This window comes from Actinomadura rifamycini DSM 43936, from assembly GCF_000425065.1.
GTDB lineage: Bacteria > Actinomycetota > Actinomycetes > Streptosporangiales > Streptosporangiaceae > Spirillospora > Spirillospora rifamycini.
Genome location: NZ_AULB01000003.1, coordinates 56,769 through 81,289 on the forward strand (window position 1 = coordinate 56,769; position 24,521 = coordinate 81,289).

General features: G+C 75.2%; 3 protein-coding genes. All 3 read right to left on the reverse strand.

Going from position 1 to position 24,521, the window contains the following annotated elements; genetic code table 11:
• The 3 genes from H505_RS0100230 to H505_RS48465 are packed head-to-tail and all read right to left on the reverse strand — an operon-like array spanning window position 1 to window position 24,403.
• Window positions 1-3,939 carry a non-ribosomal peptide synthetase gene (locus H505_RS0100230; RefSeq protein ID WP_026400351.1) on the reverse strand — a complete coding sequence of 1,313 codons (3,939 nt, stop codon included), beginning with the start codon at window positions 3,937-3,939 and terminating at the stop codon, window positions 1-3.
• Entirely contained in the window at window positions 3,936-11,609 is a 7,674-nt protein-coding gene (locus tag H505_RS0100235) for a non-ribosomal peptide synthetase (protein WP_026400352.1), read from the reverse strand. The genes H505_RS0100230 and H505_RS0100235 overlap by 4 nt, the downstream gene beginning before the upstream one ends.
• Complete coding sequence (locus H505_RS48465; protein ID WP_064743425.1) at window positions 11,606-24,403, reverse strand: non-ribosomal peptide synthetase; 12,798 nt, start codon at window positions 24,401-24,403, stop codon at window positions 11,606-11,608. The genes H505_RS0100235 and H505_RS48465 overlap by 4 nt, the downstream gene beginning before the upstream one ends.
• Between the last annotated feature and the right edge of the window lie 118 nt (window positions 24,404-24,521).

The following is a 24,521-nucleotide window of genomic DNA, read 5'->3' on the forward strand; positions in this document are numbered from 1 at the left end:
TCATCCCTTTCCGGTCTCGCTGTGGAGTTTGTCGAGCCTTGCGGCGAGCACGGCGCCGATCTCGGCGGCGGGGCCGGGCTCCATCAGCAGGTGGTGGTCGACGTCGATCGGGTACTCCTCGACGCCGCCGTCGACGAGCGGGCCCCAGTTCGCCCGCCCGGTGGGGGAGTCGGCGGTGCGCCCCCTGAGCGCGGTGAAGAACACCACGTCGCCGCGGTACCGGCCGGGCCGGTACTCCTCGGCGTGCCGGAGCCCGTTCTCGTAGTTGCGGTAGACGTTGACGAGGTCGTCCTCGCCGAGGGTGGCGAGGGCGTCCTCGCGCTCGGCGAGCACCGCCATGATCCGCGCCATGTCGGGGGCGCCGTCCGCGGCGATCATCCCGGCGTCGATGCCGATGGCCTGGAGCAGCTCGGGCAGGACCTCGCGGCGCTCGGACTCGAGGTCCTGCCCGTGGTAGGCGTCGATGAGCGCGAGCATCCCGACCTCCTCTCCCGCGGCCCGGAGGCGGACGGCCATCTCGTAGGCGACGAGCCCGCCGAGCGACCAGCCCGCGAGGTGGTAGGGGCCGGACGGGCGGACGGCGCGGATCTGCGCCAGGTAGTCCTCGGCCATCTCCTCGACCGACCCCGGCAGCTCGGACCGGGTGAACGCCCGCGCCTGGAGCCCGTAGACGGGCTGGTCGGGTCCGAGGTGCCGCCGGAACTGCAGGTAGCCCCACGCGAGGCCCCCGGCGGGGTGCACGAAGAACACCGGCGGCCGCGTCCCGGACGCCCGGATCGGGAGCAGCACCTCGAAGCCGAGCCGGTCCTCGGGGTCGCCGACGCGGGTGAGGGCCTCGACCGTCTGGTGGGTGAACACGTCCTTGGGGGTCAGCTCGATGCCGGCCTGCCGGGCGCGGGTGACGACCTTCAGCGCGGTGATGCTGTCGCCGCCGAGGTCGAAGAAGCTGACGTCCGCGCCGACCTCGTCGAGGCCGAGGACGCCCGCGACGATCCCGGCGAGCCGCTCCTCCTCGGGGGTGGCCGGGGGGCGCCCGGCGGCGGCCTCCCCGTAGTCGGGGGCGGGCAGCGCGCGGCGGTCGAGCTTGCCGTTGGGCCCGACGGGGAACGTGTCGAGCCGGACGAACGCCGCGGGCACCATGTACTCGGGGAGCCGGCGGGCGACGAACCGCCGCAGGCCGCCCGTCCCGTCCCCGTCCCCGTCCCCGGCGGGCAGGCCGGGGGCGATGACGTACGCGACGAGCGACTTCACGCCGGGCGCGTCCTCGCGGGCGACGACGGCGACGTTCGCGACGGCGGGGTGCGCGGCGACCGCGGCCTCGATCTCGCCCAGCTCGATGCGGAAGCCCCGCACCTTCACCTGGAAGTCGGCGCGGTCGACGTACTCCAGGGTGCCGCCGGGGCGCCACCGCACCAGGTCGCCCGTCCGGTACATGCGGTCGCCGGGCGCGCCGTACGGGTCGGCGACGTACCGCTCGGCGGTGAGCGCCGGGCGGCGCAGGTAGCCGCGGCCGAGCCCGGCGCCCGCGATGTACGCCTCCCCCACCACCCCGGGCGGGACGGGCCGCAGGCCCGCGTCCAGCACGTAGACGCGCATGTCGCCGATCGGGCGGCCCAGCACGGCGGACGTCTCGGCGGGGTCGGCGAGCGGGCCGCGCAGCCCGGTGACGGTCGTGTACGTGGTGGCCTCGGTCGGCCCGTACACGTTGCCGACCTCGGTGCCGGGGCACGCGGCGAGGACCTTGCGGACCGCCGCCGGGGATCCGGCCTCGCCGCCGGTGAGCACCTCGCGGAGCCGCGCGAACGCCTGCGGCCGCTCGTCCGCGACGAGGTTGAACAGGGTCGTGGTGAGGAACAGGCCGGTGAGGTCGCCGTCCTCGGCGAGCCGCTCGATGGCGGCGCCGTCGAGGTGGCCGGGCGGCGCGACGACGGCCGTGCCGCCGTGCAGCAGCGGCGTCCACAGCTCGTAGAGCGACGCGTCGAACGCGTGCGGCGAGTGCACCAGGACGCGGTCGTGGGCCCCGCCGCGCAGCCGTCCGTCCGTGGCGAGGTCGACGGCGTCGCGGTGCCGGAGCATCACGCCCTTCGGCACGCCCGTCGACCCGGAGGTGAACAGGACGCACGCGAGCTGCTCGGGGTGGCACGGGACGCCGGGGTCGGTGCCGGGCAGCGCGGCGAGTTCGGGGTCGCCGTCGAGGTCGAGGACGTGCGCGGACGTCTCCAGGTCCGCGGCGCGCCCGCGCATCGGCGCGTTCACCACGAGGACGGGCGCCGCGACCTCGGCGACCGCCCACGCGGTGCGCTCGGCCGGGTACCCGTGGTGGATCGGCGCGTACGCGCCGCCCGCCTTGAGGATCGCGAGGGACGCGACGGCGATGTCGGCGGACCGCTCCAGCAGCACGGCGACCGGCACGTCCCGCCCGACCCCGAGCCCGATGAGCCGGTGCGCGAGCCGGTTGGCGCGCTCGTCCAGGTCGGCGTAGGTGAGCGACGCGCCGGTGTGCGGCGTCCGGACGGCGACCGCGCCGGGCGCGGCGGCGACCCGCTCGGCGAAGACGCCGGTGACGGTGCGGGCGGGGCGGCCGGTCTCCGGTCCCTGCCAGTCGCGCAGGACGAGCGCGCGCTCCTCGGCGTCGAGGACGTCGACGGCGCCGAGCGGCAGGCCGGGCCGGTGCGCGATCGCCTCGAGGACGCGGACCAGCCGCCGCATCAGCCGTTCGGCGTCGTCCGGCGGGAACAGGTCGGTGCGGTGGTCGATCCGCAGCGACAGCGCCCGGCCGGGGACGGCCGCGAACGTCAGCGGGTAGTGGCTGGCGTCGTGGCCGTCCACGCCGTGCAGGGACAGCCCGCCGAGGTCGGTGCCCGCGGCGTCGGGGTCGAACGGGTAGTTCTCCAGCACCGTCATCGTGTCGAACAGCGCCCGGCCGCCCGCGAGCCGCTGCACGTCGGAGAGGCCGAGGTGGTGGTGCGGCATCAGCGCGGCCTGCTCGTCCTGCAGCCGGGTGAGCGCGGCGGCGACGGTGTCGGCGGGGCGGACCCGCACCCGGATCGGCAGCGTGTTGATGAACAGGCCGATCATCTGCTCGACGCCCTGCAGTTCGGGGGGCCGTCCGGACACGGCGGCGCCGAACACGACGTCCGTGCTCCCGGTGAGGCGGCCCAGCAGGACGCCCCACGCGAGCTGCAGGACGGTGTTGAGGGTGACGCCCTGCGCGCGGGCGCGCGCGCCGAGCGCGGCGGTGAGGTCTTCGGTGAGGCGGGTGCGGACCCGTCCCGGCGTCTCCGCGCCGGGCTCGGACGCGCCGGGCGCGACGAGCGCGGGCTCGGTGAACCCGTCGAGGGCGCGGCGCCAGGCGTCCTCGGCGGCGGCCCGGTCCTGCTGCGCGAGCCACGCGAGGTAGTTCTTGTACGGGGCGACGCGCGGCATGCCGGTGTCGTCGCCCTTCGCCAGGTAGAGCGCGAACAGCTCGGTCTGCAGGACGGGCGTGGACCAGCCGTCGAGCAGGATGTGGTGGTTGGTGAACACCATGCGGTGCAGGTCGTCGCCCAGCCGGATGAGCAGGAACCGCAGCAGCGGCGGCTTCGCCATGTCGAACGGCCGGGCCCGCTCGGCGTCCGCGAGCCGCCGCGCCTCCGCCTCCCGGTCGGCGTCCGGCAGGCCGGTCAGGTCGGCGTCCCGCCAGGGCAGCTTCACCGTGCGGTGGACGACCTGGACGGGCGAGCCCTCCTTGCGCTGCCGGAACCCGGCGCGCAGGTTCGCGTGGCGGCGCAGCAGCGTCGCGGCGGCGGCCCGCAGCGCGTCCGCGTCCAGCGGTCCGCGCAGGTCGAACACGATCTGCGCCGTGTAGACGTCGCGGTCCGAGTCGTACAGGGCGTGGAAGAACAGCCCCTGCTGCAGGGGGGACAGCGGGAGGATGTCCTCGAGTTGCGACGTGCTCAATCGTCCTCCCATTCCCCGTCGAGCTCCGCGGCGAGCTCGTCGATCTCGTCCTGGCTGACGTCCACCAGCGACAGGTCGGACGGCGTGAACCCGCCGACCGGGCCCGCGGCGGCGCCGTCCACGACGTGCGCGACGAGGCCGCGCAGCGCCGCCGTCCAGCGCCCCGCCAGGTCGGCGATCGCGGCGTCGTCGAACAGGTCCGCGGCGTAGGTCCAGGTGGCGGTCAGTTCGGGGCCGTCCGGCAGGTCCCGGGTGTGGGCGTTCACCTCGATCGCGTGGACGAGCGCGAGCGCGTCGTCCTGCCCGCCGCCCAGGGCGTCGGACTCCTCCTGCGCGGCCGGGCCCCAGTCGGCGGCCTCCGGGGCGGCCGACCGCCCCAGGTAGTTGAACGCGACCTGCGGGTGCGGGCGCCCGGCGAGCCGCGCCGCCGACGACGGGTTGAGGTACCGCAGCAGCCCGTACCCGATCCCGTTGTCGGGGATCTCCCGGAGCTGCTCCTTGACGCGTTTCAGCGCGGTCCCGACCGCCTGGCCGCCCTCGCGGACGTCGGACGGCTCCACCCAGCCCGCGTCGAGCCGCACCGGGAAGATCGACGTGAACCAGCCGACCGTCCGCGACAGGTCCACGCCCGGGACGATCTCCTCGCGGCCGTGGCCCTCGAGGTCGACGAGCACCGCCGTCTCGTCCGTCACGCCCCGGTCGCGGCGCCACTCGGCGACGGCCAGCGCGAGCGCGGTGAGCAGCACGTCGTTGACCCGCCCGTGGAACGCGGCCGGGACGTCCGCGAGGAGCGGCCCGGTGACGTCGGCGGGCAGGCTCACCGTGCGGTGGCGGGCGGCGCCGAACGTGTCGGCGGCCGGGTCCAGCGGCCGCGCGCCCAGCGCGGGATCGGGCGTCGCGAGGACGTCCTCCCACAGCGGCAGCTCGGCGGCGCGGGCCGGGTCGGACGCCTCGGCGGCGAGCCGCTGCGCCCACCGGCGGAACGACGTCGGGACGGGGTCGGGCGCCTCCCCGGCCCACGCGGTGACGAGGTCGGGCAGCAGCACCCGCCACGACACGCCGTCCACGACCAGGTGGTGCAGGGTGAGCAGGAGGCGGCCCGAGCGGTCCGGGCCGGCGTCGAACCAGACGAGCTGCGCCGTCGTCCCGGCCTCGGGGTCGAGCCGGGCGCGCGCGGCGCGGGCCTCCGCGGCGAGGACCGCCCGCAGCTCCGCGCCGTCCAGCCCGGCGACGTCCACGCGCCGGACGAGCGGCGCCGCGTCGACCGCCCCCCGCTCGGCGACCTCGAACTCGGCGCCGTGCACGCGGAGGCGGAGCATGTCGTGGTGGTCGATGACCATGCGCAGCGCCCGGGTCAGGTCCGCGACGCCGAGGGACGGCGGCACCTGGAGCAGCATGCGCTGGCTGTAGCCCGCGACCGGCCCGTCGAGGTCCCGGAACCAGTGCATGATCGGCGTCGCGGGAACCTGCCCGATCCCCGCGCCGGGCGGTTCCGCCTCGACCTGCTCGTCCTCCCCCACCGGCCGGGCGACCGCCGCGAGCTCCTCGACGGTCTGGTGCTGGAACACCTCGCGCGGACTCACCACCAAGCCGCTCTGACGGGCCCGGGAAACGAGCTGGATGGCGATGATGGAGTCGCCGCCGAGGTCGAAGAACCCGTCGTCCACCCCGACCCGCTCAAGGTTCAGCACCTCGGCGAACAGCCGGGCCAGGGTCTCTTCTTCGGGAGTGGAGGGAGTGCGGGAGGAGACCTTGGCCGACAGGTCCGGTTCGGGGAGCGCCTTGCGGTCGAGCTTCCCGTTCACCGTCAGCGGGAGGGCGTCCAGCTCGACGATGACCGCGGGAACCATGTAGTCCGGCAGGTCACGGCCCACAAACCGCCGCAGCTCCGACGACTCGACGCCCGAGCCGACGACGTAGGCGACCAGGCGGTCGTCGCGCACGACGACAGCGGCGTCGCGGATGTCGCCGTGGCGGGTGAGGGCCGCCTCCACCTCGCCCAGCTCGATCCGGAACCCACGCAGCTGAACCTGCTGGTCCGCGCGCCCGAGGTACTCCAGTGCCCCGTCGCGGCGCCATCGGCCCAGGTCACCCGTCCGGTACATGCGGGTGCCCGCTTTGCCGTGGGGGTCGGCGACGAACCGCTCGGCGGACAGTCCCGGACGGTCGAGGTAGCCGCGCGCGAGGCCGGGACCCGCCACGTACAGCTCGCCCACGACGCCCGGCGGAACGGGCTGGAGGTAGTCGTCGAGCACGTAGACGCGCAGGTCGGGGATCCCGGTGCCGATGATGCTGCCGGGCGCGGTCGCCGCGTACGCACGGTCGAGGGCGATGTACGAGACGTGCACCGTGGTCTCGGTGATCCCGTACATGTTGACGAGCGTCGGAGCGTTCTCCGGATGCCGCGAGTACCAGTCGTCCAGACGGCCGAGTTCGAGAGCTTCCCCGCCGAAGACGACATAGCGCAGCACCGAAAGGTCGTGGCCCGGGTTCTCCCGGTCGGCGGCCATCAACTGGTAGAACGCCGACGGCGTCTGGTTGAGGACCGTCACCCGCTCCGCTTCGAGCAGGCGAAGGAAGTCCTGCGGCGACCGTGAAGTCATGTAGGGGACGACCACGAGACGGCCGCCGTACAGGAGCGAGCCCCACAGCTCCCACACCGAGAAGTCGAACGCGTACGAGTGGAACAGCGTCCACACGTCGTCCGGACCGAAGTCGAACCACTTCTCCGTAGAGCGCAGGAGTCGGACCACGTTCTGGTGCGGGACGACAACACCCTTCGGGCGGCCCGTCGAACCGGACGTGTAGATCACGTACGCCGGGTTGTCCGGGGAGATCGGCACGTCCAGGTTCGTGTCGTCGTATCCGGGAGCGTCGACGTCCTCCGGCCGGATCGTCAGGACGGGACGGGCGTCGTCCAGCATGTACGCGATCCGATCCTCCGGATAATCCGGATCGATCGGCACATACGCCGCGCCCGCCTTCAACACCGCAAGGATCGCAACGACCAGCTCCGCCGAACGCGGCAGCGCCAGCGCAACGAACTGCTCCGGACCCACACCCCGCTCGACCAAGCGACGCGCCAACCGGTTCGCCCGCGCGTTCACCTCACCGAACGTCCACGACACCCCCTCGAACGACACCGCCACCGCGTCCGGACGCTCCGCCGCACGCGCCTCGAACAACGCAGGGATCGTCGCCCGCTCGGCGACCGGGGCGCGGCCGCCCGCCCACGTGCGCAGGAGGGTGCGGCGCTCGGTGCGGTCGAGGACGTCGGCGGTGCCGATGGGGGCGTCGGGGTCGGCGACGAGCGCGCGGACGAGCCGTTCGAAGCGGTCGCCGATCGAGGCGGCGGTGGCGGGGTCGAACAGGTCGAGGGCGTACTCGAGCGCGGCTTCGAGGCCGCCGGGCGCGCCGTCGTCGCCGTGGCGCTCCCGCAGGTAGAGCGACAGGTCGTACTTCGCGACGCCGGAGGCGAGGGGTTCGGCGCGGCCGGTGAGGCCGTCGAGTTCGAGGCGGGCCTCGGGGTTGTTCTGGAAGGACAGGACGGCCTGGAACAGCGGGTGCCGGGCCATCGAGCGCGCCGGGTTGAGGATCTCGACGAGCCGCTCGAACGGGAGGTCCTGGTTCGCGTAGGCGGCGAGGTCGGTGTCCTTCACGCGGGCGATCAGGTCGTGGAAAGACGGGGCGCCGGAAGGGAAGGGGAGCAAAACGAGAAAGAAAACGAACATGCCGACGAGGTCGTCGAGGGCCTCGTCGGTGCGGCCCGCGACCGGCGAGCCGATCGGCACGTCCGTCCCCGCGCCCAGCCGCGTGAGGAGCGCGGCGTAGGCGGCCTGCACGACCATGAAGAGGCTGGCGCCGTGCCGGCGGGCGAGGGCGACGAGCCCGGCGTGCAGGTCGGCGTCGAGGTCGAACTCGTGGGTGCCGCCCCGGTAGGACGCCTCGGCGGGGCGCGGCCGGTCGGCGGGGAGCGGCAGCTCGTCGGGCAGCCCGGCGAGGGCGTCGCGCCAGTAGGCGATCTGCCGCGAAATCAGGCTGTCCGGGTCGTCCTCCGAACCGAACAGGTCCCGCTGCCACAGCGTGTAGTCCGCGTACTGGACGGGCAGCGGCGCCCACTCGGGGGCACGGCCCTCCGCGCGCGACGCGTAGGCGAGGATGACGTCGCGGGCGAGCGGCGCCATCGACCAGCCGTCGGCGGCGATGTGGTGCAGGACCAGCAGCAGGACGTGCGTGTCGCCGCCGAGCGCGAACAGGCGGGCCCGCAGCGGCGGCTCGACGGAGAGGTCGAAGCCCTGCCCGGCGGCCGCGGCGAGGGCGGCGGGCAGCCGCGCCTCGTCGGTCGCGGCCGCGTCCAGGCGGGGCCGGGCGGCGGCCGGGTCGAGGACGAGCTGGCGGGCGCTGCCGGAGCCGTCCGGGAAGATGGTGCGGAGCGACTCGTGCCGGGCGGCGACGTCGGCGAGCGCGGCGCGGAGGGCGTCGAGGTCGAGGGCGCCGTCGAGGCGGAGCGCGACCGGCATGTTGAACAGGGCCCCGGCGCCCTGGAACCGGTTGAGGAACCAGAGCCGCTGCTGCGCGTGCGAGAGCGGGACGACGTCGGGCCGTTCGGCGGGCCGGAGGGCGGGCCGGACGTCGCGTCCGGCGCCGGCGAGGCGGGCGGCGAGCCCGGCGGGGGTCGGGGCCTCGAACAGCGCCCGGACGGGGAGTTCGGCGCCGAGGGCGGAGCGGACCCGGCCGACGAGGCGGGTGGCGGTGAGGGAGTCGCCGCCGAGGTCGAAGAACGAGTCGTCGGCGCCGACGCGGGCCGCGCCGAGGATCTCGGCGAACAGGCCCGCGAGGATCTCCTCCTGCGGGGTGCGGGGCGCGCGGCGGCCGGCCCCGGCGGTGCCGCCGGGGGCGGGCAGCGCGGCCCGGTCGAGCTTGCCGTTCACGGTGAGCGGGAGCGCGTCGAGGGCCGTGAACGACGGCATCATGTGGTCGGGCAGCCGGGCGGCGGCGTGCGCGCGCAGCGCGGCGACGTCCACGGAGGCGGGGACGACGTAGGCGGCGAGGCGGCCGTCGCGGACGACGACGGCGGCCCCCGCGACGCCCTCGAACCCGGCCAGGACGGACTCGATCTCGCCGGGCTCGACCCGGTATCCGCGGATCTTGACCTGGTCGTCGGCGCGGCCGAGGTACTCGAGGGTGCCGTCGGGGCGCCACCGGGCGAGGTCGCCGGTCCGGTACATGCGGTCGCCGGGCGGGCCGTACGGGTCGGCGACGAACCGTCCGGCGGTCAGGCCGGGGCGGCCGAGGTAGCCGCGGGCGAGCTGGGCGCCCGCCAGGTACAGCTCGCCGGGGACGCCGGGGGGCGCGGGCTGGAGGGCGGCGTCCAGCACGTAGGCGCGGGTGCCGCGCTGCGGGCCGCCGATCGAGGGCCGGTCGGCGCCGGCGACGACCTGGTTCGTCGTGTCGACCGTCGACTCGGTCGGCCCGTAGAAGTTGCGGGCGGTGAGGGCGGGGGCGAGGGCGCGCAGCTCGGCCCAGAGCGCCTCGCCGACGGCCTCGCCGCCGAGGAGGAGGTGCGCCGGGCGGTGCCGCCCGTCGTCGTCCAGCAGGCCCGCGTCGCGCAGGGACGTGAAGTGCGAGGGAGTCGTGTTGACGACGTCGATGTGCGCGCGCGCCACGTACCGGGTGTACGCCTCGACGTCGCGGCGGGTGTCGTCGTCGATGAGGTGGAGCTCGTGGCCGTGCATCATCCACAGCAGGCCCATCCACGACGTGTCGAACGAGAACGACGCGAGGTGCGCGAACCGCATCCGGCGTCCGCCCGCCGCCTCGGCGACCGGGTCGAAGAGCCGGTCCCGGTGCGCCTCGTAGTAGTTGAGGACGGCCGAGTGGGTGACCGTCACGCCCTTGGGCCGGCCGGTCGAACCCGATGTGTAGATGACGTAGGCGGCGTTCGCGCCGCGCAGGGCGCGGTCCGGGTTCCCGAGCCCGTCCCCGGCGGACGGGACGTCGTCCGGGGTGATCGTGCACGCGGGGGCGCAGTCGTCCAGCATGAACGCGATGCGGTCGGCCGGGTACTCGGGGTCGACCGGCACGTACGCCGCGCCCGCCTTGAGCACGCCGAGGATCGCGACGACGACGTCGGGGGTGCGGGGCAGGACGAGCGCGACGCGGTCCTCGGGGCCGACGCCGCGCGCGGCGAGGTCGCGGGCGAGGCGGTTCGCGCGGTCGTTCAGCTCGGCGTAGGTGAGGGACGCGCCGCCGCAGACGAGCGCGACATCGTCGGGGGTGCGGGCGGCCCGCGCCTCGAACAGGTCGGGGACCGTCCCGGCGGGGACGGCGGCGGCGGTGTCGTTCCACGCGGCGAGCGCGGCCCGCCCGCCGTCCCCGGCGAGGTCGAGGGCGCCGACGGTGCGGGACGGGTCGTCGGCGAACGCCTCCAGGACGCGGCGGACCCGGGCGAGCAGCCCCTCCACGGCGTCCCGCTCGAACACGTCCGGCCGGAAGTGCAGCCGCAGCGACAGCTCCTCCCCGGGCGCGGCGACGAACGACAGCGGGAAGTGCGTGGCGTCGTAGGAGTCGGCGGCGGCGATGCGGACGCCGTTCAGCGAGCCCTCCATCGACGCCGGGTCGAACGGGTAGTTCTCCAGCACCGTCATCGTGTCGAACAGCGCGCCGCCCTGCCCGGCGGCCCGCTGGATGTCGGTGAGGCCGAGGTGGTGGTGCGGGAGCAGGTCGGTCTGCTCGGCCTGCAACCGCTCCAGGAGCGCGGCGAGCGGCTCGTCCGGCCGGTACCGGACGCGGATCGGCAGCGTGTTGATGAACAGCCCGATCATCTGCTCGATGCCGGGCAGCTCGGGCGGGCGGCCCGAGACGGTCGCGCCGAACACGACGTCGCGGGAGCCGAGGAGCCGGCCGAGGACCAGCCCCCACGCGCCCTGCAGGACGGTGCTCAGCGTGACGTTGTGGCGGCGGGCCGCGCGGGTGAGCCGCCGCGTCGTCCGCCGGTCCAGCGCGGTGGCCGTCCGCTCGGGCGGGCGGGGCGCGCGGGCGGCGGCCTCCGGCGCGACCAGGCACGGGCCGTCGACGCCGTCGAGGGCGCGGCGCCAGGCGTCCTCGGCGGCGGCCCGGTCCTGCCGCGCGAGCCACGCGAGGTAGTTCTTGTACGGGGTGACGCGCGGGAACCCGGCGTCGTGGCCGCCCTGCACGTACAGCATGAACAGCTCGGTCGCGAGGATCGGCGTCGACCAGCCGTCCAGCAGGATGTGGTGGTTGGTGAAGACGAGCCGGAACCGCTCGGGCCCCGTCCGGACCAGGACGAACCGCAGCAGCGGCGGCGCGGTCATGTCGAACCCGCGGGCCCGTTCCCGCGCGACGACCGCGTCCGCCTCGGCCGCGTCCGCCGCCGCGACCTCCTCCCACGGCAGGTCCGCCGTCCGCGGGACCACCTGCACCGGCCGCGACAGGTCCTCGTGCCAGAACGCGGCGCGCAGGTTGGCGTGACGGCGCAGCAGCGTCTCCGCGGCGGCCCGCAGCGCCGGGACGTCCAGCGGGCCCTCCAGGTCGAGGACGAACTGGGCCGTGTAGACGTCCGTGTCGTCGGCGTCGAACAGGGCGTGGAAGAAGAACCCCTGCTGGAGCGGCGACAGCGGCAGGATGTCTTCGAGGTCCCCCCGGTTCAATGCTGGTTCCTCCAGGCGTTCTGCAGCGTGTCGATCTCACTCTGGTCGAGGTCCACGAGCAGGTCGGACGGGGTGAACCCGCCGACCGGCGCGGTGCCGTCGCCGGACGCGGCGGCGGTGACGTGCGCGACGAGGCCGCGCAGGGCGGTGAACCAGGCGTCCGCGAGGTCCCGCACGTCGGCGCCGTCCAGCAGCTCGCCCGGCCAGGTCCAGGTGGCGGACAGGACGGGGCCGTCCGGCAGGTCCCGGGTGATCGCGTTGATCTCCAGGGCGTGCGCCATCGGCATCCGCGGGTCCTCCCCGGCGGGCGGCTCCTCCGGCGCCAGCGCCCAGTCCTCGGCGCCGCCGGGCGCGACCCGCCCGAGGTAGTTGAACGCGATCTGCGCGGGCGGCGCCGCGGCCAGCTCGGCCGCGGCCTCCCCGTCCGGGTCGACGTACCGCAGGAGGCCGTACTGCTGGGCGTCCGGGACGGCCCGGAGCTGCTCCTTCACCTTCTTGACGGCCGCCGCGACGCCCGGTCCCCCGGCCCGGACCTGCGTCCAGTCGGCGGGTCCCGCGTCGAGGCGCACCGGGTGGATCGAGGTGAACCACCCGGCCGTCCGGGACACGTCCGCGCCCGGCACCACGTCGTCGCGGCCGTGCCCCTCCAGGTCGATCAGCACGTCGGTGCCGCGCCCGCCGCCCGGCCGGTGCCGCCGCCACTGCGCCACCGCGAGCGCGAGGCCCGCGAGCAGCACGTCGTTCGCGCGGGCGTTCCACGCGGCCGGGACGTCCGTGAGCAGCGGGCCCGTGACGTCCGCGGGCAGGTCGAGGGTGACGTGCCGGGCGCGGGCCGCGATGTCCACCCGCGGGTCGAGGTCGCGGGACGCGAGCCGCTGCGGCGGCCCGTCCACGATGTCGAGCCAGTCCTCGAGCGCGTCCTCACCGGGCGCGGCGGCGGTGAGCTTCTGCGCCCAGCGGCGGAACGACGTCCCGACCGGCCGCAGGTCTCCCCCGGCCCACGCGGTGACGAGGTCGGGCAGCAGGATCCGCCACGACACGCCGTCCACCACCAGATGGTGCAGGACGACGAGGAGCCGGCCCTGCTCGTCGCCCGCGTCGAACCAGACGAGCTGCGCCACCGTCCCGTCCCGCGGGTCGAGGCGGTCCCGCGCCGCCGCGGCCTGCTCGGCCAGCAGCGCGGCGCGCTTGTCGTCGTCCAGGCCCGCGATGTCGACCCGGGTGACGAGCGCGGCCGCGTCCACCGCGCCCGCCGGGCGGACGACGGGCTGCCAGCGGCCGCCGTCGTCCTCGTCCGCGTCGAGGCGGAGGCGGAGGACGTCGTGGTGGTCGACGAGGGTCGCGAGCGCGCCCGCCAGCCGGTCGACGCCGAGGGCGGGCGGCGTGCGGAGCAGCATCGACTGGTGGAACCCGGCGATGAGCGACGCGTCGCCGTCCACGCGCTCGCGCAGCCACCCGACGATCGGGGTGACCGGCACCGGGCCGACCCCCGCGCCGGGCGGTTCCGCCTCGACCTGCTCGTCCTCCCCCACCGGCCGGGCGACCGCCGCGAGCTCCTCGACGGTCTGGTGCTGGAACACCTCGCGCGGACTCACCACCAAGCCGCTTTGACGGGCCCGGGAAACGAGCTGGATGGCGATGATGGAGTCGCCGCCGAGGTCGAAGAACCCGTCGTCCACCCCGACCCGCTCAAGGTTCAGCACCTCGGCGAACAGCCGGGCCAGGATCTCTTCTTCGGGGGTGGAGGGAGTGCGGGAGGAGACCTTGGCCGAGAAGTCGGGCTCGGGGAGCGCCTTGCGGTCGAGCTTCCCGTTCACCGTCAGCGGCAGCGCCTCCAACTCGACGATGACCGCAGGAATCATGTAGTCCGGCAGGTCACGGCCGACGAACCGCCGCAGCTCCGACGACTCGACGCCCGAGCCGACGACGTAGGCGACCAGGCGGTCGTCGCGCACGACCACGGCGGCGTCGCGGATGTCGCCGTGGCGGGTGAGGGCCGCCTCCACCTCTCCCAGCTCGATCCGGAACCCGCGCAGCTGAACCTGCTGGTCCGCGCGCCCGAGGTATTCGAGGCGTCCGCCGTCCAGCCAGCGTCCGAGGTCGCCCGTCCGGTACATGCGGGTGCCCGGCCCGCCGTAGGGGTCCGCGACGAACCGCTCCGCGGACAGCGCGGGACGGTTCAGGTAGCCGCGCGCGAGTCCCGGGCCCGCCACGTACAGCTCACCGACCACCCCGGGCGGGACGGGACGCAGCCGGTCGTCCAGGACGTAGACGCGCAGGTCAGGGATCCCGGTCCCGATGATGCTGCCGGGAGCGGTCGCCGCGTACGCCCTGTCGAGGGCGACATACGAGACGTGCACCGTGGTCTCGGTGATCCCGTACATGTTGACGAGCGTCGGAGCGTTCTCCGGATGCCGCGAGTACCAGTCGTCCAGACGGCCCAGCTCAAGCGCCTCGCCACCGAACACGACGTACCGCAACGCCGACAGGTCACGCCCCGGCGACTCCTTGTCGGCCGCCATCAGCTGGTAGAACGCCGACGGCGTCTGGTTCAGAACCGTGACCCGTTCGGCTTCGAGCAGCGCGAGGAAATCAGCCGGCGAACGGGACGTGAGGTACGGCACGACGACGAGACGGCCGCCGTACAGCAGCGAGCCCCACAGCTCCCACACCGAGAAGTCGAACGCGTACGAGTGGAACAGCGTCCACACGTCGTCCGGACCGAAATCGAACCACTCCTCCGTGGAACGGAGAAGCCGCACCACGTTCTGATGCGGGACCACGACGCCCTTCGGACGTCCCGTCGACCCGGACGTGTAGATCACGTACGCCGGACTGTCCGGGGAGACCCGGACATTCAGGTTCGTGTCGTCGTATCCGGCTGCGTCCACGTCTTCGGCGCGGATCGTCAGGACGGGACGGGCGTCCTCGACCATGTAGGCGATGCGATCGGCCGGATAGTCCGGATCGATCGGCACATACGCCGCCCCCGCCTTCAACACCGCCAAGATCGCGACCACGAGCTCCGCCGAACGCGGCAGCGCCAGCGCAACGAACTGCTCCGGACCCGCACCCCGCTCGACCAGACGACGCGCCAACCGGTTCGCCCGCGCGTTCACCTCACCGAACGTCCACGACACCCCCTCGAACGACACCGCCACCGCGTCCGGACGCTCCGCCGCACGCGCCTCGAACAGCGCCGGGATCGTGGCGCGCTCCACGGGACGTGCGGGGCCGGAGCCGCCCGCCCAGTCGCCGAGGACGGCGGCGCGCTCGTCCGCGTCGAGGACGTCGGGGGCGGCGATGGACGCGTCCGGCGCGGCGAGCAGCGCGGCGAGGTAGCGCTCGAAGCGCGCGACGAGCCGTTCGGCGGTGCGGCGGTCGAAGAGGTCGAGGGCGTACTCGAGTTCGCCGTCGAGGCCGTCCTCCCGCTCGGTGAGGACCATCAGCAGGTCGAAGCGGGCGGCGCCGGCGTGCAGGGGTTCGGGTTCGGCGCTGAAGCCGTCGAGTTCGAGGCGGGCCTCGGGGTTGTTCTGGAAGGTGAGGCCGATCTGGAACAGCGGGTGCCGGCCGAGGTGGCGCGGCGGGTTCAGCACCTCGACGAGCCGCTCGAACGGGACGTCCTGGTTCGCGTAGGCGGCGAGGTCGGTGTCCCGCACCCGCGCGACGAGTTCCCGGAACGTGGGGTCGCCGGACGTGTCGGTGCGGAACACGAGCATGTTGACGAACATGCCGACGAGGTCGTCGAGGGCCTCGTCGGTGCGGCCCGCGATCGGCGAGCCGATCGGCACGTCCGTCCCCGCGCCCAGCCGCGTGAGGAGCGCGGCGAACGCGGCCTGGGCGACCATGAACGGGCTCGCGCCGGTGTCCCGCGCGAGGCCGCGGAGCCCGTCGAGGGTGTCGGGGCCGAGCCGGAAGCGGGCGGTGGCGCCCCGGTGGGACGCCTCGGCGGGGCGCGGCCGGTCGGTCGGGATCGGCAGCTCCTCCGGCAGCCCGGCGAGGGCGTCGCGCCAGTAGGCGATCTGCCGCGAAATCAGGCTGCCCGGATCGTCCTCCGAACCGAACAGCTCCTGCTGCCACAGCGTGTAGTCCGCGTACTGCACCGGCAGCGGCTCCCACTCGGGGGCACGCCCCTCCGCGCGCGACGCGTACGCGGTGATGAAGTCGCGGGCGAGCGGCGCCATCGACCAGCCGTCGCCGCCGAGGTGGTGCATGAGCAGCAGCGCGACGTGCTCGTCCGGGGCGATCCGGAACAGGTGGGTGCGCAGCGGCGGCTCGGCGGAGATGTCGAACGCGTACCCGGCGGCCGTCGCGAGCCGCATCGGCAGCTCGGCCTCGGTGGTGTCGGTGATCTCCAGTTCGGGGCGGGCGGCGGCCGGGTCGAGGACGACCTGGCGGGGGACCCCGCCGTGGTCGGGCAGGACCGTGCGGAGCGTCTCGTGCCGGGCGACGAGGTCGCCGACGGCGGCGTCGACCGCGGCGGCGTCCAGCGGGCCGCGGATGCGCAGCGCGGTCGGCATGTTGTAGGTCGCCGACGGGCCCTCGAACCGGCCGAGGAACCACAGCCGCTGCTGCGCGTACGAGAGCGGCAGGACGTCCGGCCGCTCGCGCCGCTCCAGCGGCGGGCGGGCGGGCTCCGGCTCGGCGCCGGCGTCGAGGAGGGCGGCGAGCCCGGCGACGGTCGGCGCCTCGAACAGGGCGCGGACGGGGATCTCGGCGCCGAACGCGCGGCGGACGCGGCCGACGACCCGCATCGCGATCAGCGAGTTGCCGCCGAGGGCGAAGAAGTCGTCGTCGGCGCCGATCCGGTCGCGGTCCACGCCGAGCAGGTCGGCGAAGACGGCGGCGACGGCCTCCTCGCGCGGCCCGGACGGCGCTCGGTACGCGGCGGCGGGCTCGGGCGCGGCGAGGTCGGGCCGCGGCAGCGCCTTCACGTCGACCTTGCCGTTCGGGGTGAGCGGCATCTCGTCGACGACGACGACGGCGGCGGGCACCATCGACTCCGGCAGGTTCGCGCGCAGGTGCGCGCGGAGCTCCTCCGGGTCGGGCTTCTCGCCGGGGGCCGCGACGACGTAGGCGACGAGCCGCTTCTCCGTCCGCTCCTCCACCGGTTCGGGGACGGGCGCGCCCGGCAGGTCGAGGCCGGTGACGGTGACGGCGCCGCCGGACGCCACGGCCGCCTCCAGGACGCGGCGGTACCAGCCGGCGAGGCGCTCGACGGTGTCGCGGTCGAACAGGTCGAGGGCGTACTCGACCGTCCCGGCGAGGGCGCCGGAGCCGTCCCGCGCGTCCTCCAGCAGGAACTCCAGGTCGAACTTGGCGACCCCGGCGTCCACCGGTTCGACGGCGACGGTGAGGCCGGGCAGTTCGATGGACGCCTCCGGGTTGTTCTGCAGCGTCAGCATCACCTGGAACAGCGGGTGCCGGGCCAGCGACCGGGCCGGGTTCAGCACCTCGACGAGCCGCTCGAACGGGACGTCCTGGTGGGCGTGCGCGGCGAGGTCGGTCTCCCGGACGCGGGCGAGCAGCTCGGCGAACGCCGGGTCGCCGGAGGTGTCGGTGCGGAACACGAGCGTGTTGACGAACACGCCGACGAGGTCGTCGAGGGCCTCGTCGGTGCGGCCCGCGACGGGCGAGCCGATCGGCACGTCCGTCCCGGCGCCGAGCCGGGTGAGCAGCGCGGCGAGCGCGGCCTGCAGCACCATGAACACGCTGACCTGGTGGTCGCGGGCGAGGGCGCGCAGCCCCGCGGCGAGGTCGGCGGGCAGCTCGAACGGAACCTGCCCGCCGCGGTAGGACGCGCGCTCGGGGCGGGGCCGGTCGTGCGGGAGCCGGATCTCGTCGGGCAGCCCGGCGAGCGCGCCGCGCCAGTAGGCGATCTGGCGGGAGACGAGGCTGCCCGGGTCGTCCTCGGAACCGAACAGCTCCCGCTGCCACAGCGCGTAGTCCGCGTACTGGACGGGCAGCGGCGCCCACTCGGGGGCGCGGCCGTCGCGGCGCGCCAGGTAGGCGGTGATCACGTCGCGGGCGAGCGGCGCCATCGACCAGCCGTCCCCGGCGATGTGGTGCAGCACGAGCATCAGCAGGTGCTCGTCCTCCCCGCTCCCGGCGGCGGCGCCGAGCCGGTACAGGTGGGCGCGCAGGGGCGGTTCGGCGGCGAGGTCGAACCCGCGCGCCGCGTCCATGAACAGGGCGCCGTGCGGGTCGGCGGGGTCGGCGTCCGCGACGGTGAACGGCACCTCGACGGCGTCCGCCGGGAGGACGACCTGGTGCGGCTCGCCGTCCGCGTCGCCGAACACGGTGCGCAGCGGCTCGTGCCGGGCGACGACGTCGCGCAGCGCGGCCCGCATCGCGCCGACGTCGACCGCGCCGGTGAGCCGCAGCGGGATCGGCATGTTGTAGGTGGCGGTGCGGCCCTCGAACCGGTTGAGGAACCAGAGCCGCTCCTGCGCGGGCGACACCGGCAGCGGGTCGGGGCGCTCGGCGGCGGCGCGCAGCGCCGGGCGCGCCGGGCCGGCCGCGGCGGCGGACGCGGCGTGCGCGGCGAGGCCCGCGACCGTCGGGGTCTCGAACAGGGCCCGGACGGGCAGTTCGGCGTTCAGCGCGGCGCGGGCGCGGGCGACGACGCGGGTGGCCTTGAGGGAGTCGCCGCCGAGGTCGAAGAACCCGTCGTCGATGCCGACGCGGGGCAGCCCGAGGACGTCCGCGAAGATCCCGCACAGGATCTCCTCGCGGGCGTCGCGGGGACCGCGCGCGGTCGCGGCGCCGGAGAAGTCCGGTTCGGGGAGGGCGGCGCGGTCGAGCTTGCCGTTCGGGTTCAGCGGCATCGCGTCGAGCACGACGATCGCGGCCGGGACCATGTACTCCGGCAGCGTCCGCGCGGCGAAGGCGCGCAGCTCGGCCGGGTCGGGGGCGTCGCCCACCACGTAGCCGGCGAGGACGGTGTCGCCCGAGGCGTCGCGGCGGGCGACGACGACGCTCTGCGACACGGCCGGGTGCGCGGCGAGCGCCGTCTCGATCTCGCCCAGCTCGATGCGGAAGCCCCGCACCTTCACCTGGTGGTCGAGGCGACCGAGGTACTCGATGTGCCCGTCCCGGTTCCAGCGCACCAGGTCGCCCGTCCGGTACATGCGCTCACCCGGACGGCCGCCGAACGGGCACGCGACGAACCGGTCGGCGGTCAGCCCGGGACGGTGCAGATAGCCGCGCGCCAGCCCCTCCCCCGCCAGGTACAGCTCGCCGGGCGTCCCGACGGGCACGGGCCGCAGCCGCTCGTCCAGCACGTACGCGCGGGTGTTCGCCATGGGGCGGCCGATCGGCGCGTTGCCCCGCGCGTTGCCGTCGTCGTACCAGCCGGTGACGAAGATCGTCGCCTCGGTGGGGCCGTAGATGTTGGAGATGCGGGCGTCCGGCAGCAGCGCGCGCAGGTCCCGGACGAGCTGCGGCGGCAGCGCCTCGCCGCCGAGCGCGATGTCGCCCGCCTCCAGCCGCAGCCCGCCGCGCGCCACGAGCGCCGCCACCGCCGACGGGACGCCGCTGATCAGCGTCCCCGACCAGCCGCCCCGCTCGGCGACCTCCAGCAGGTCGCGGACGACCTCGATCTCGCCGCCGCAGGTCAGCGGGACGAGCCATTCGAACACCGACACGTCGAAGTTCAGCGACGTCGAGAACAGCACCCGCGCCATGCGCGCGCAGCCGTAGGAGTCCCACGACTCGGCGCAGAAGTCGACGACGTTGGCGTGCGAGACGACGACGCCCTTGGGCCGCCCGGTCGAACCGGAGGTGTAGATGACGTACGCGGGGTGCCCGGGGTGCAACGGCCGGACGCGCTCGGCGTCGGTGACGTCGGCGCCGTCGGCCGCCGGGCCGCCACCGGCCAGGTCGAGGGCGTCGAACTCGATCCGGGCCGCGTCGAGCGGCGGGAGATCGGCGGCGGTCGTGGTGATGACGGCAGCAGGGTTCGCGTCGGCCAGCATGTACGCGATGCGGTCCGCCGGGTAGGCCAGGTCGATCGGCTGGTACGCCGCGCCCGCCTTCAGCACGGCCAGCGCCGCCACGATGAGGTCGGCGTCGCGCGGCAGCGCCAGCGCCACGAAGTCCTCAGGGCCGACGCCCCGCCCGATCAAGTGCCGGGCCAGGCGGTTCGCGCGGGCGTTCAGCTCCGCGTACGTGAGGCGGACCGCGCCCGCGACGACGGCCGTCGCGGCGGGCGTCCGGGCGGCCTGCGCCTCCACCAGGTCGGGGACGACGCACGGCTCGACGTGCACGCCGGTGTCGTTCCACTCGTCCAGCAGCATCGCGCGCTCGGCGCCGTCGAGCAGGTCGACCGACGACAGCCGGCGGTCGGGGGCCGCCGCGACCTGCACGAGGAGGCGTTCGAGGCGCGCGGCCATCGCCCGCGCCGTGTCCGGCTCGAACAGGTCGAGGGCGTACTCCAGGCGGCAGTCGATCCCGGCGGGCGCGCCGGACGCGTCGTGCCGCTCGTCCACCAGCAGCGCCAGGTCGAACCGGGAGACGCCCGGGTCGACGGGTTCCGGCTCCACCGTCAGGCCGGGCAGCTCGACCCGCGCGGACGGGTCGTTCTGCATCGAGATCATGACCTGGAACAGCGGGTGCCGCGCCATCGACCGCGCCGGGTTCAGCACCTCGACGAGCCGCTCGAACGGGACGTCCTGGTGGGCGAACGCCGCGAGGTCGGTCTCCCGGACGCGGGCGAGCAGCTCGCCGAACGTCGGGTCGCCGGAGGTGTCGGTGCGCAGCACGAGCGTGTTGACGAACACGCCGACGAGGTCGTTCAGCGCCTCGTCGGGGCGGCCCGCGACCGGCGCGCCGATCGGCACGTCCGTCCCGGCGCCCAGCCGGGTGAACAGCCCGGCGAGCGCCGCCTGCAGCACCATGAACAGGCTCGCGCCGTGGTCGCGGCCGAGCGCGGCGAGCGACGCGTGCAGCCCGGGCGGCAGCGTGAACGCGTGCTGCGCGCCCCGCCCGGACGCGCGGGCCGGGCGCGGGCGGTCCGCCGGGAGCCCCAGCTCCTCGGGCAGCCCGTCCAGCGCGGCCCGCCAGTAAGCGAGCTGGCGGGAGATCGGGCTCGCGGAATCGTCCTCGTCGCCGAGCACCGCGCGCTGCCACACGGCGTAGTCGGCGTACTGGACGGGCAGCGGCGCCCAGTCCGGGGCGCGCCCCGCGGCGCGGGCCGCGTACGCGGTCATGAGGTCGCGGGCCAGCGGCTCCATCGACCAGCCGTCGCCCGCGATGTGGTGCAGGACGAGCAGCAGCAGGTGGTCGCGGGGCGCGACGCGGAACACGTGCACCCGCACCGGCGGCTCGGCGGCGAGGTCGAACCCGCGGGTCGCGGCGGCGAGCACCGCGCCGGCCAGTTCGTCCGGGCCGCAGTCGGCGACGACCGGGTCCGCCGCGGCCTCCCCGACGGGCAGGATCCGCTGGCACGGCTCGCCGCCGGCCTCGGCGAACACCGTGCGCAGCGCCTCGTGCCGGGCGAGCATGTCGCGGGTCGCGGCGCGGACGGCGGCCAGGTCGAGGTCGCCGCGCAGCCGCAGCGGGATCGGGATGTGGTAGGTCGCGGACGGCCCCTCCAGGTCGTGGATGAACCACAGCCTGCGCTGCGCGTACGAGACGGGCAGCGGGTCGGGGCGCACGGCGGGGACGAGCGGCGGGCGGGCGTCGCCGCCGCCCTCCTCCGCCGCCAGCCGGGCGGCGAGCGCCGCGACGGTCGGCGCCTCGAACACCGCGCGGACCTTCACGTCGGCGCCCAGGACGGCGCGGACCCGGGACGCGACGCGCGTCGCCTTGAGGGAGTCGCCGCCGAGGTCGAAGAAGTCGTCGTCGATCCCGACCCGCTCCGCGCCGAGCACCTCGGCGAACACCGCGCAGAGCGCCTCCTCGCGGGCGTCGCGGGGCGCCCGTCCGGCGGCGGACCCGGCGACGCCGGGCGCGGGGAGGGCGGCGCGGTCGAGCTTGCCGTTCGGGTTCAGCGGCATCGCGTCGAGCACGACGACCGCCGCGGGGACCATGTAGTCGGGCAGCGTCCGCCCGACGAAGTCGCGGAGCGCCGCCGGGTCGGGGGCGTCGCCCACCACGTAGCCGGCGAGGACGGTGTCGCCCGAGGCGTCCTCGCGCGCCACGACGACGCTCTGCGACACGGCCGGGTGCGCGGCGAGCGCCGTCTCGATCTCGCCCAGTTCGATGCGGAAGCCCCGCACCTTCACCTGGTGGTCGAGGCGACCGAGGTACTCGATGTGCCCCAGCTTCTCCTCACCGAACGGGCACGCGACGAACCGGTCGGCGGTCAGCCCGGGACGGTGCAGATAGCCGCGCGCCAGCCCCTCCCCCGCCAGGTACAGCTCGCCGGGGACGCCGGGCGGGACCGGGCCGAGCGCCGCGTCCAGGACGTACGCGCGGGTGTTGGCGACCGGCCGGCCGATCGGCGCGTGCCCGGCGGTGTTGCCGTCGTCGTGCCACGCGGCCGCGTAGACCGTGGCCTCGGTGGGCCCGTAGACGTTCGAGACGCGGGCGTCCGGCAGCAGCGCGCGCAGGTCCCGGACGAGCCGCGCCGGGAGCGCCTCGCCCGCCAGCACGACGTCGCCCGCCCGCAGGTCGAGCCGTCCGGTGCCGAGCAGCGCCGACACCGCCGACGGGACGCCGCTGATCAGCGTCCCCGACCAGCCGCCCCGCTCGGCGACCTCCAGCAGGTCGCGGACGACCTCGATCTCGCCGCCGCAGGTCAGCGGGACGAGCCATTCGAACACCGACACGTCGAAGTTCATCGAGGTGGAGAACAGCACCCGCGCCAGCCGGTCGGGCCCGAACTCCCGGCCCGCCCACGCGCACAGGTCGACGACGTTCGCGTGCGAGACGACGACGCCCTTGGGCCGCCCGGTCGAACCGGAGGTGTAGATGACGTACGCGGGGTGCCCGGGGTGCAACGGCCGGACGCGCTCGGCGTCGGTGACGTCGGCGGCGTCGGTGGCCGAGCCGCCGCCGGCCAGGTCGAGCGCGTCGATCTCGACGCGGGCGATGCCGCGCCCGCGGCCGTCGCGCTCGTCCGCGGCGGCGCCCGCCCCCGCGGCCGCGGTGTCCGGAATGGCCGCGGACGACGTGGTGATGACGGCGGCCGGGTTCGCGTCGGCCAGCATGTACGCGATGCGGTCCGCCGGGTAGGCCAGGTCGATCGGCTGGTACGCCGCGCCCGCCTTCAGCACGGCCAGCGCCGCCACGATGAGGTCGGCGTCGCGCGGCAGCGCCAGCGCCACGAAGTCCTCCGGGCCGACGCCCCGCCCGATCAGGTGCCGGGCCAAGCGGTTCGCGCGGGCGTTCAGCTCCGCGTACGTCAGCGCGGCACCGTCGCACGTGACGGCCGTCGCGGCGGGCGTCCGGGCGGCCTGCGCCTCCACCAGGCCGGGGACGACCGCCGGGGCGACGGGGGCGGACGTGTCGTTCCACTCGCGCAGGACGAGCCCGCGCTCGGCGTCGTCCAGGAGCGCGACGTCGCGCAGGGGCGTCGCGGGGTCCGCGTCGCCGAGGGCCCGCAGGAACCGGACGTAGCGGTCCTGGTGCGCGGCGACCTCGGATCCGGTGTACAGGTCGGGGTGCGCGTCGAAGTCGACGCGCATCCCGGTGCCGTCGAAGTTGTCGTAGATGTTGATCGACAGGTCGTCGATGGGGCCCGTGGTGATGGCGTGCATCTTCGCGGGCAGGCCCGCGAAGTCGATGCGGTAGTCGAACGCCATGATGTTGATGACGGGCCCGTGCAGGCGGCGGCGCTCGCCGAGCAGGCGCAGGTCGCGCAGCAGGTCCTCGCGGCGGTACCGCTGGTGGCGCAGCGCGCGGGCGGCGGCGCGGGTCGCGGTGCGGACCAGCCGCTCCACCGTCATGTCCGGGGTGACGGCGACGCGCAGCGGGAGGACCGACGCGAGCATCGCGGGGGTCTCGAGGGCGACCTGGGTGGTGCGGCCGCTGACGGCGAGGCCGAGGACGACGTCCTCGGTGCCGGTCATCCGGGCGACGTACGCGGCGGTCGCGGCGATCGCGAGGCCCGGGGTGGCGGTGCGGAGCCGGCGCGCCCCGGCGGCCAGGCCCGCGGCCTCCTCCGGCGGGATCACCGTGATGCGGGTCAGGTAGTCGGCGGTGGGCTCCGCCAGGCCGTCCGACAGGCTCACCGCGACGGGGCGGTCGGCGAACCGCTCCGTCCAGTACGCGCGGTCGCGCTCGAACTTCTCCGAGCGCCGGTACGCCTCCTCTTCCGCGAGGACGCGCCGGTAATCGCCCTGCTCGGCGGGGACGTACTCGCCGCCGTTCGCGAGGATCGTGTACACCTCGGCGGCGCGGCGGCTCACGATCGCGCCGCTGTAGGCGTCCTGGATCGTGTGGTGCGCCCGCAGGAACCACCAGTGCAGGTCGGGCGAGAGCCGCAGCAGCTCGGTGATGTACAGGTGCTCGGCGTCCAGCGGGAGGGGCTCGGCCATCCGGGCGCGCATCCGGGCCCGCGCGGCGGCGCGCGGGTCGGGCTCGCCGCTGAGGTCCACGAGCGGAATGGTCGCGGACGCGTCCGGGTCCAGGCGCTGGTGCGCAATTCCGTCCCGCTCCACCAGCCGGACGTTCATCGCGAGCGCCTCGTGCGCCGCGATTCGCGCGACCCGGTCGAACAGTCCGTGGTCGAGCCGGCCCTCGATCTCGATGTACTGCGCGAGATGGATCGGCGTTCCCGGCGCCAGTTGCTGCGCGTACCAGACGCTCTGCTGAGCGGCGGAGAGAGGAACGAACTCGGTGGACGACATCAAGCGGCACTTTCCGGGTCGGGGTGGGTTTGCTTTGTGCCCGGCAACGGCGCCGCAGCGGCGCCGGGTCCGATGGGCAAAAAACCGATGAGAATGACCACAGAACTGATCGGGCTGG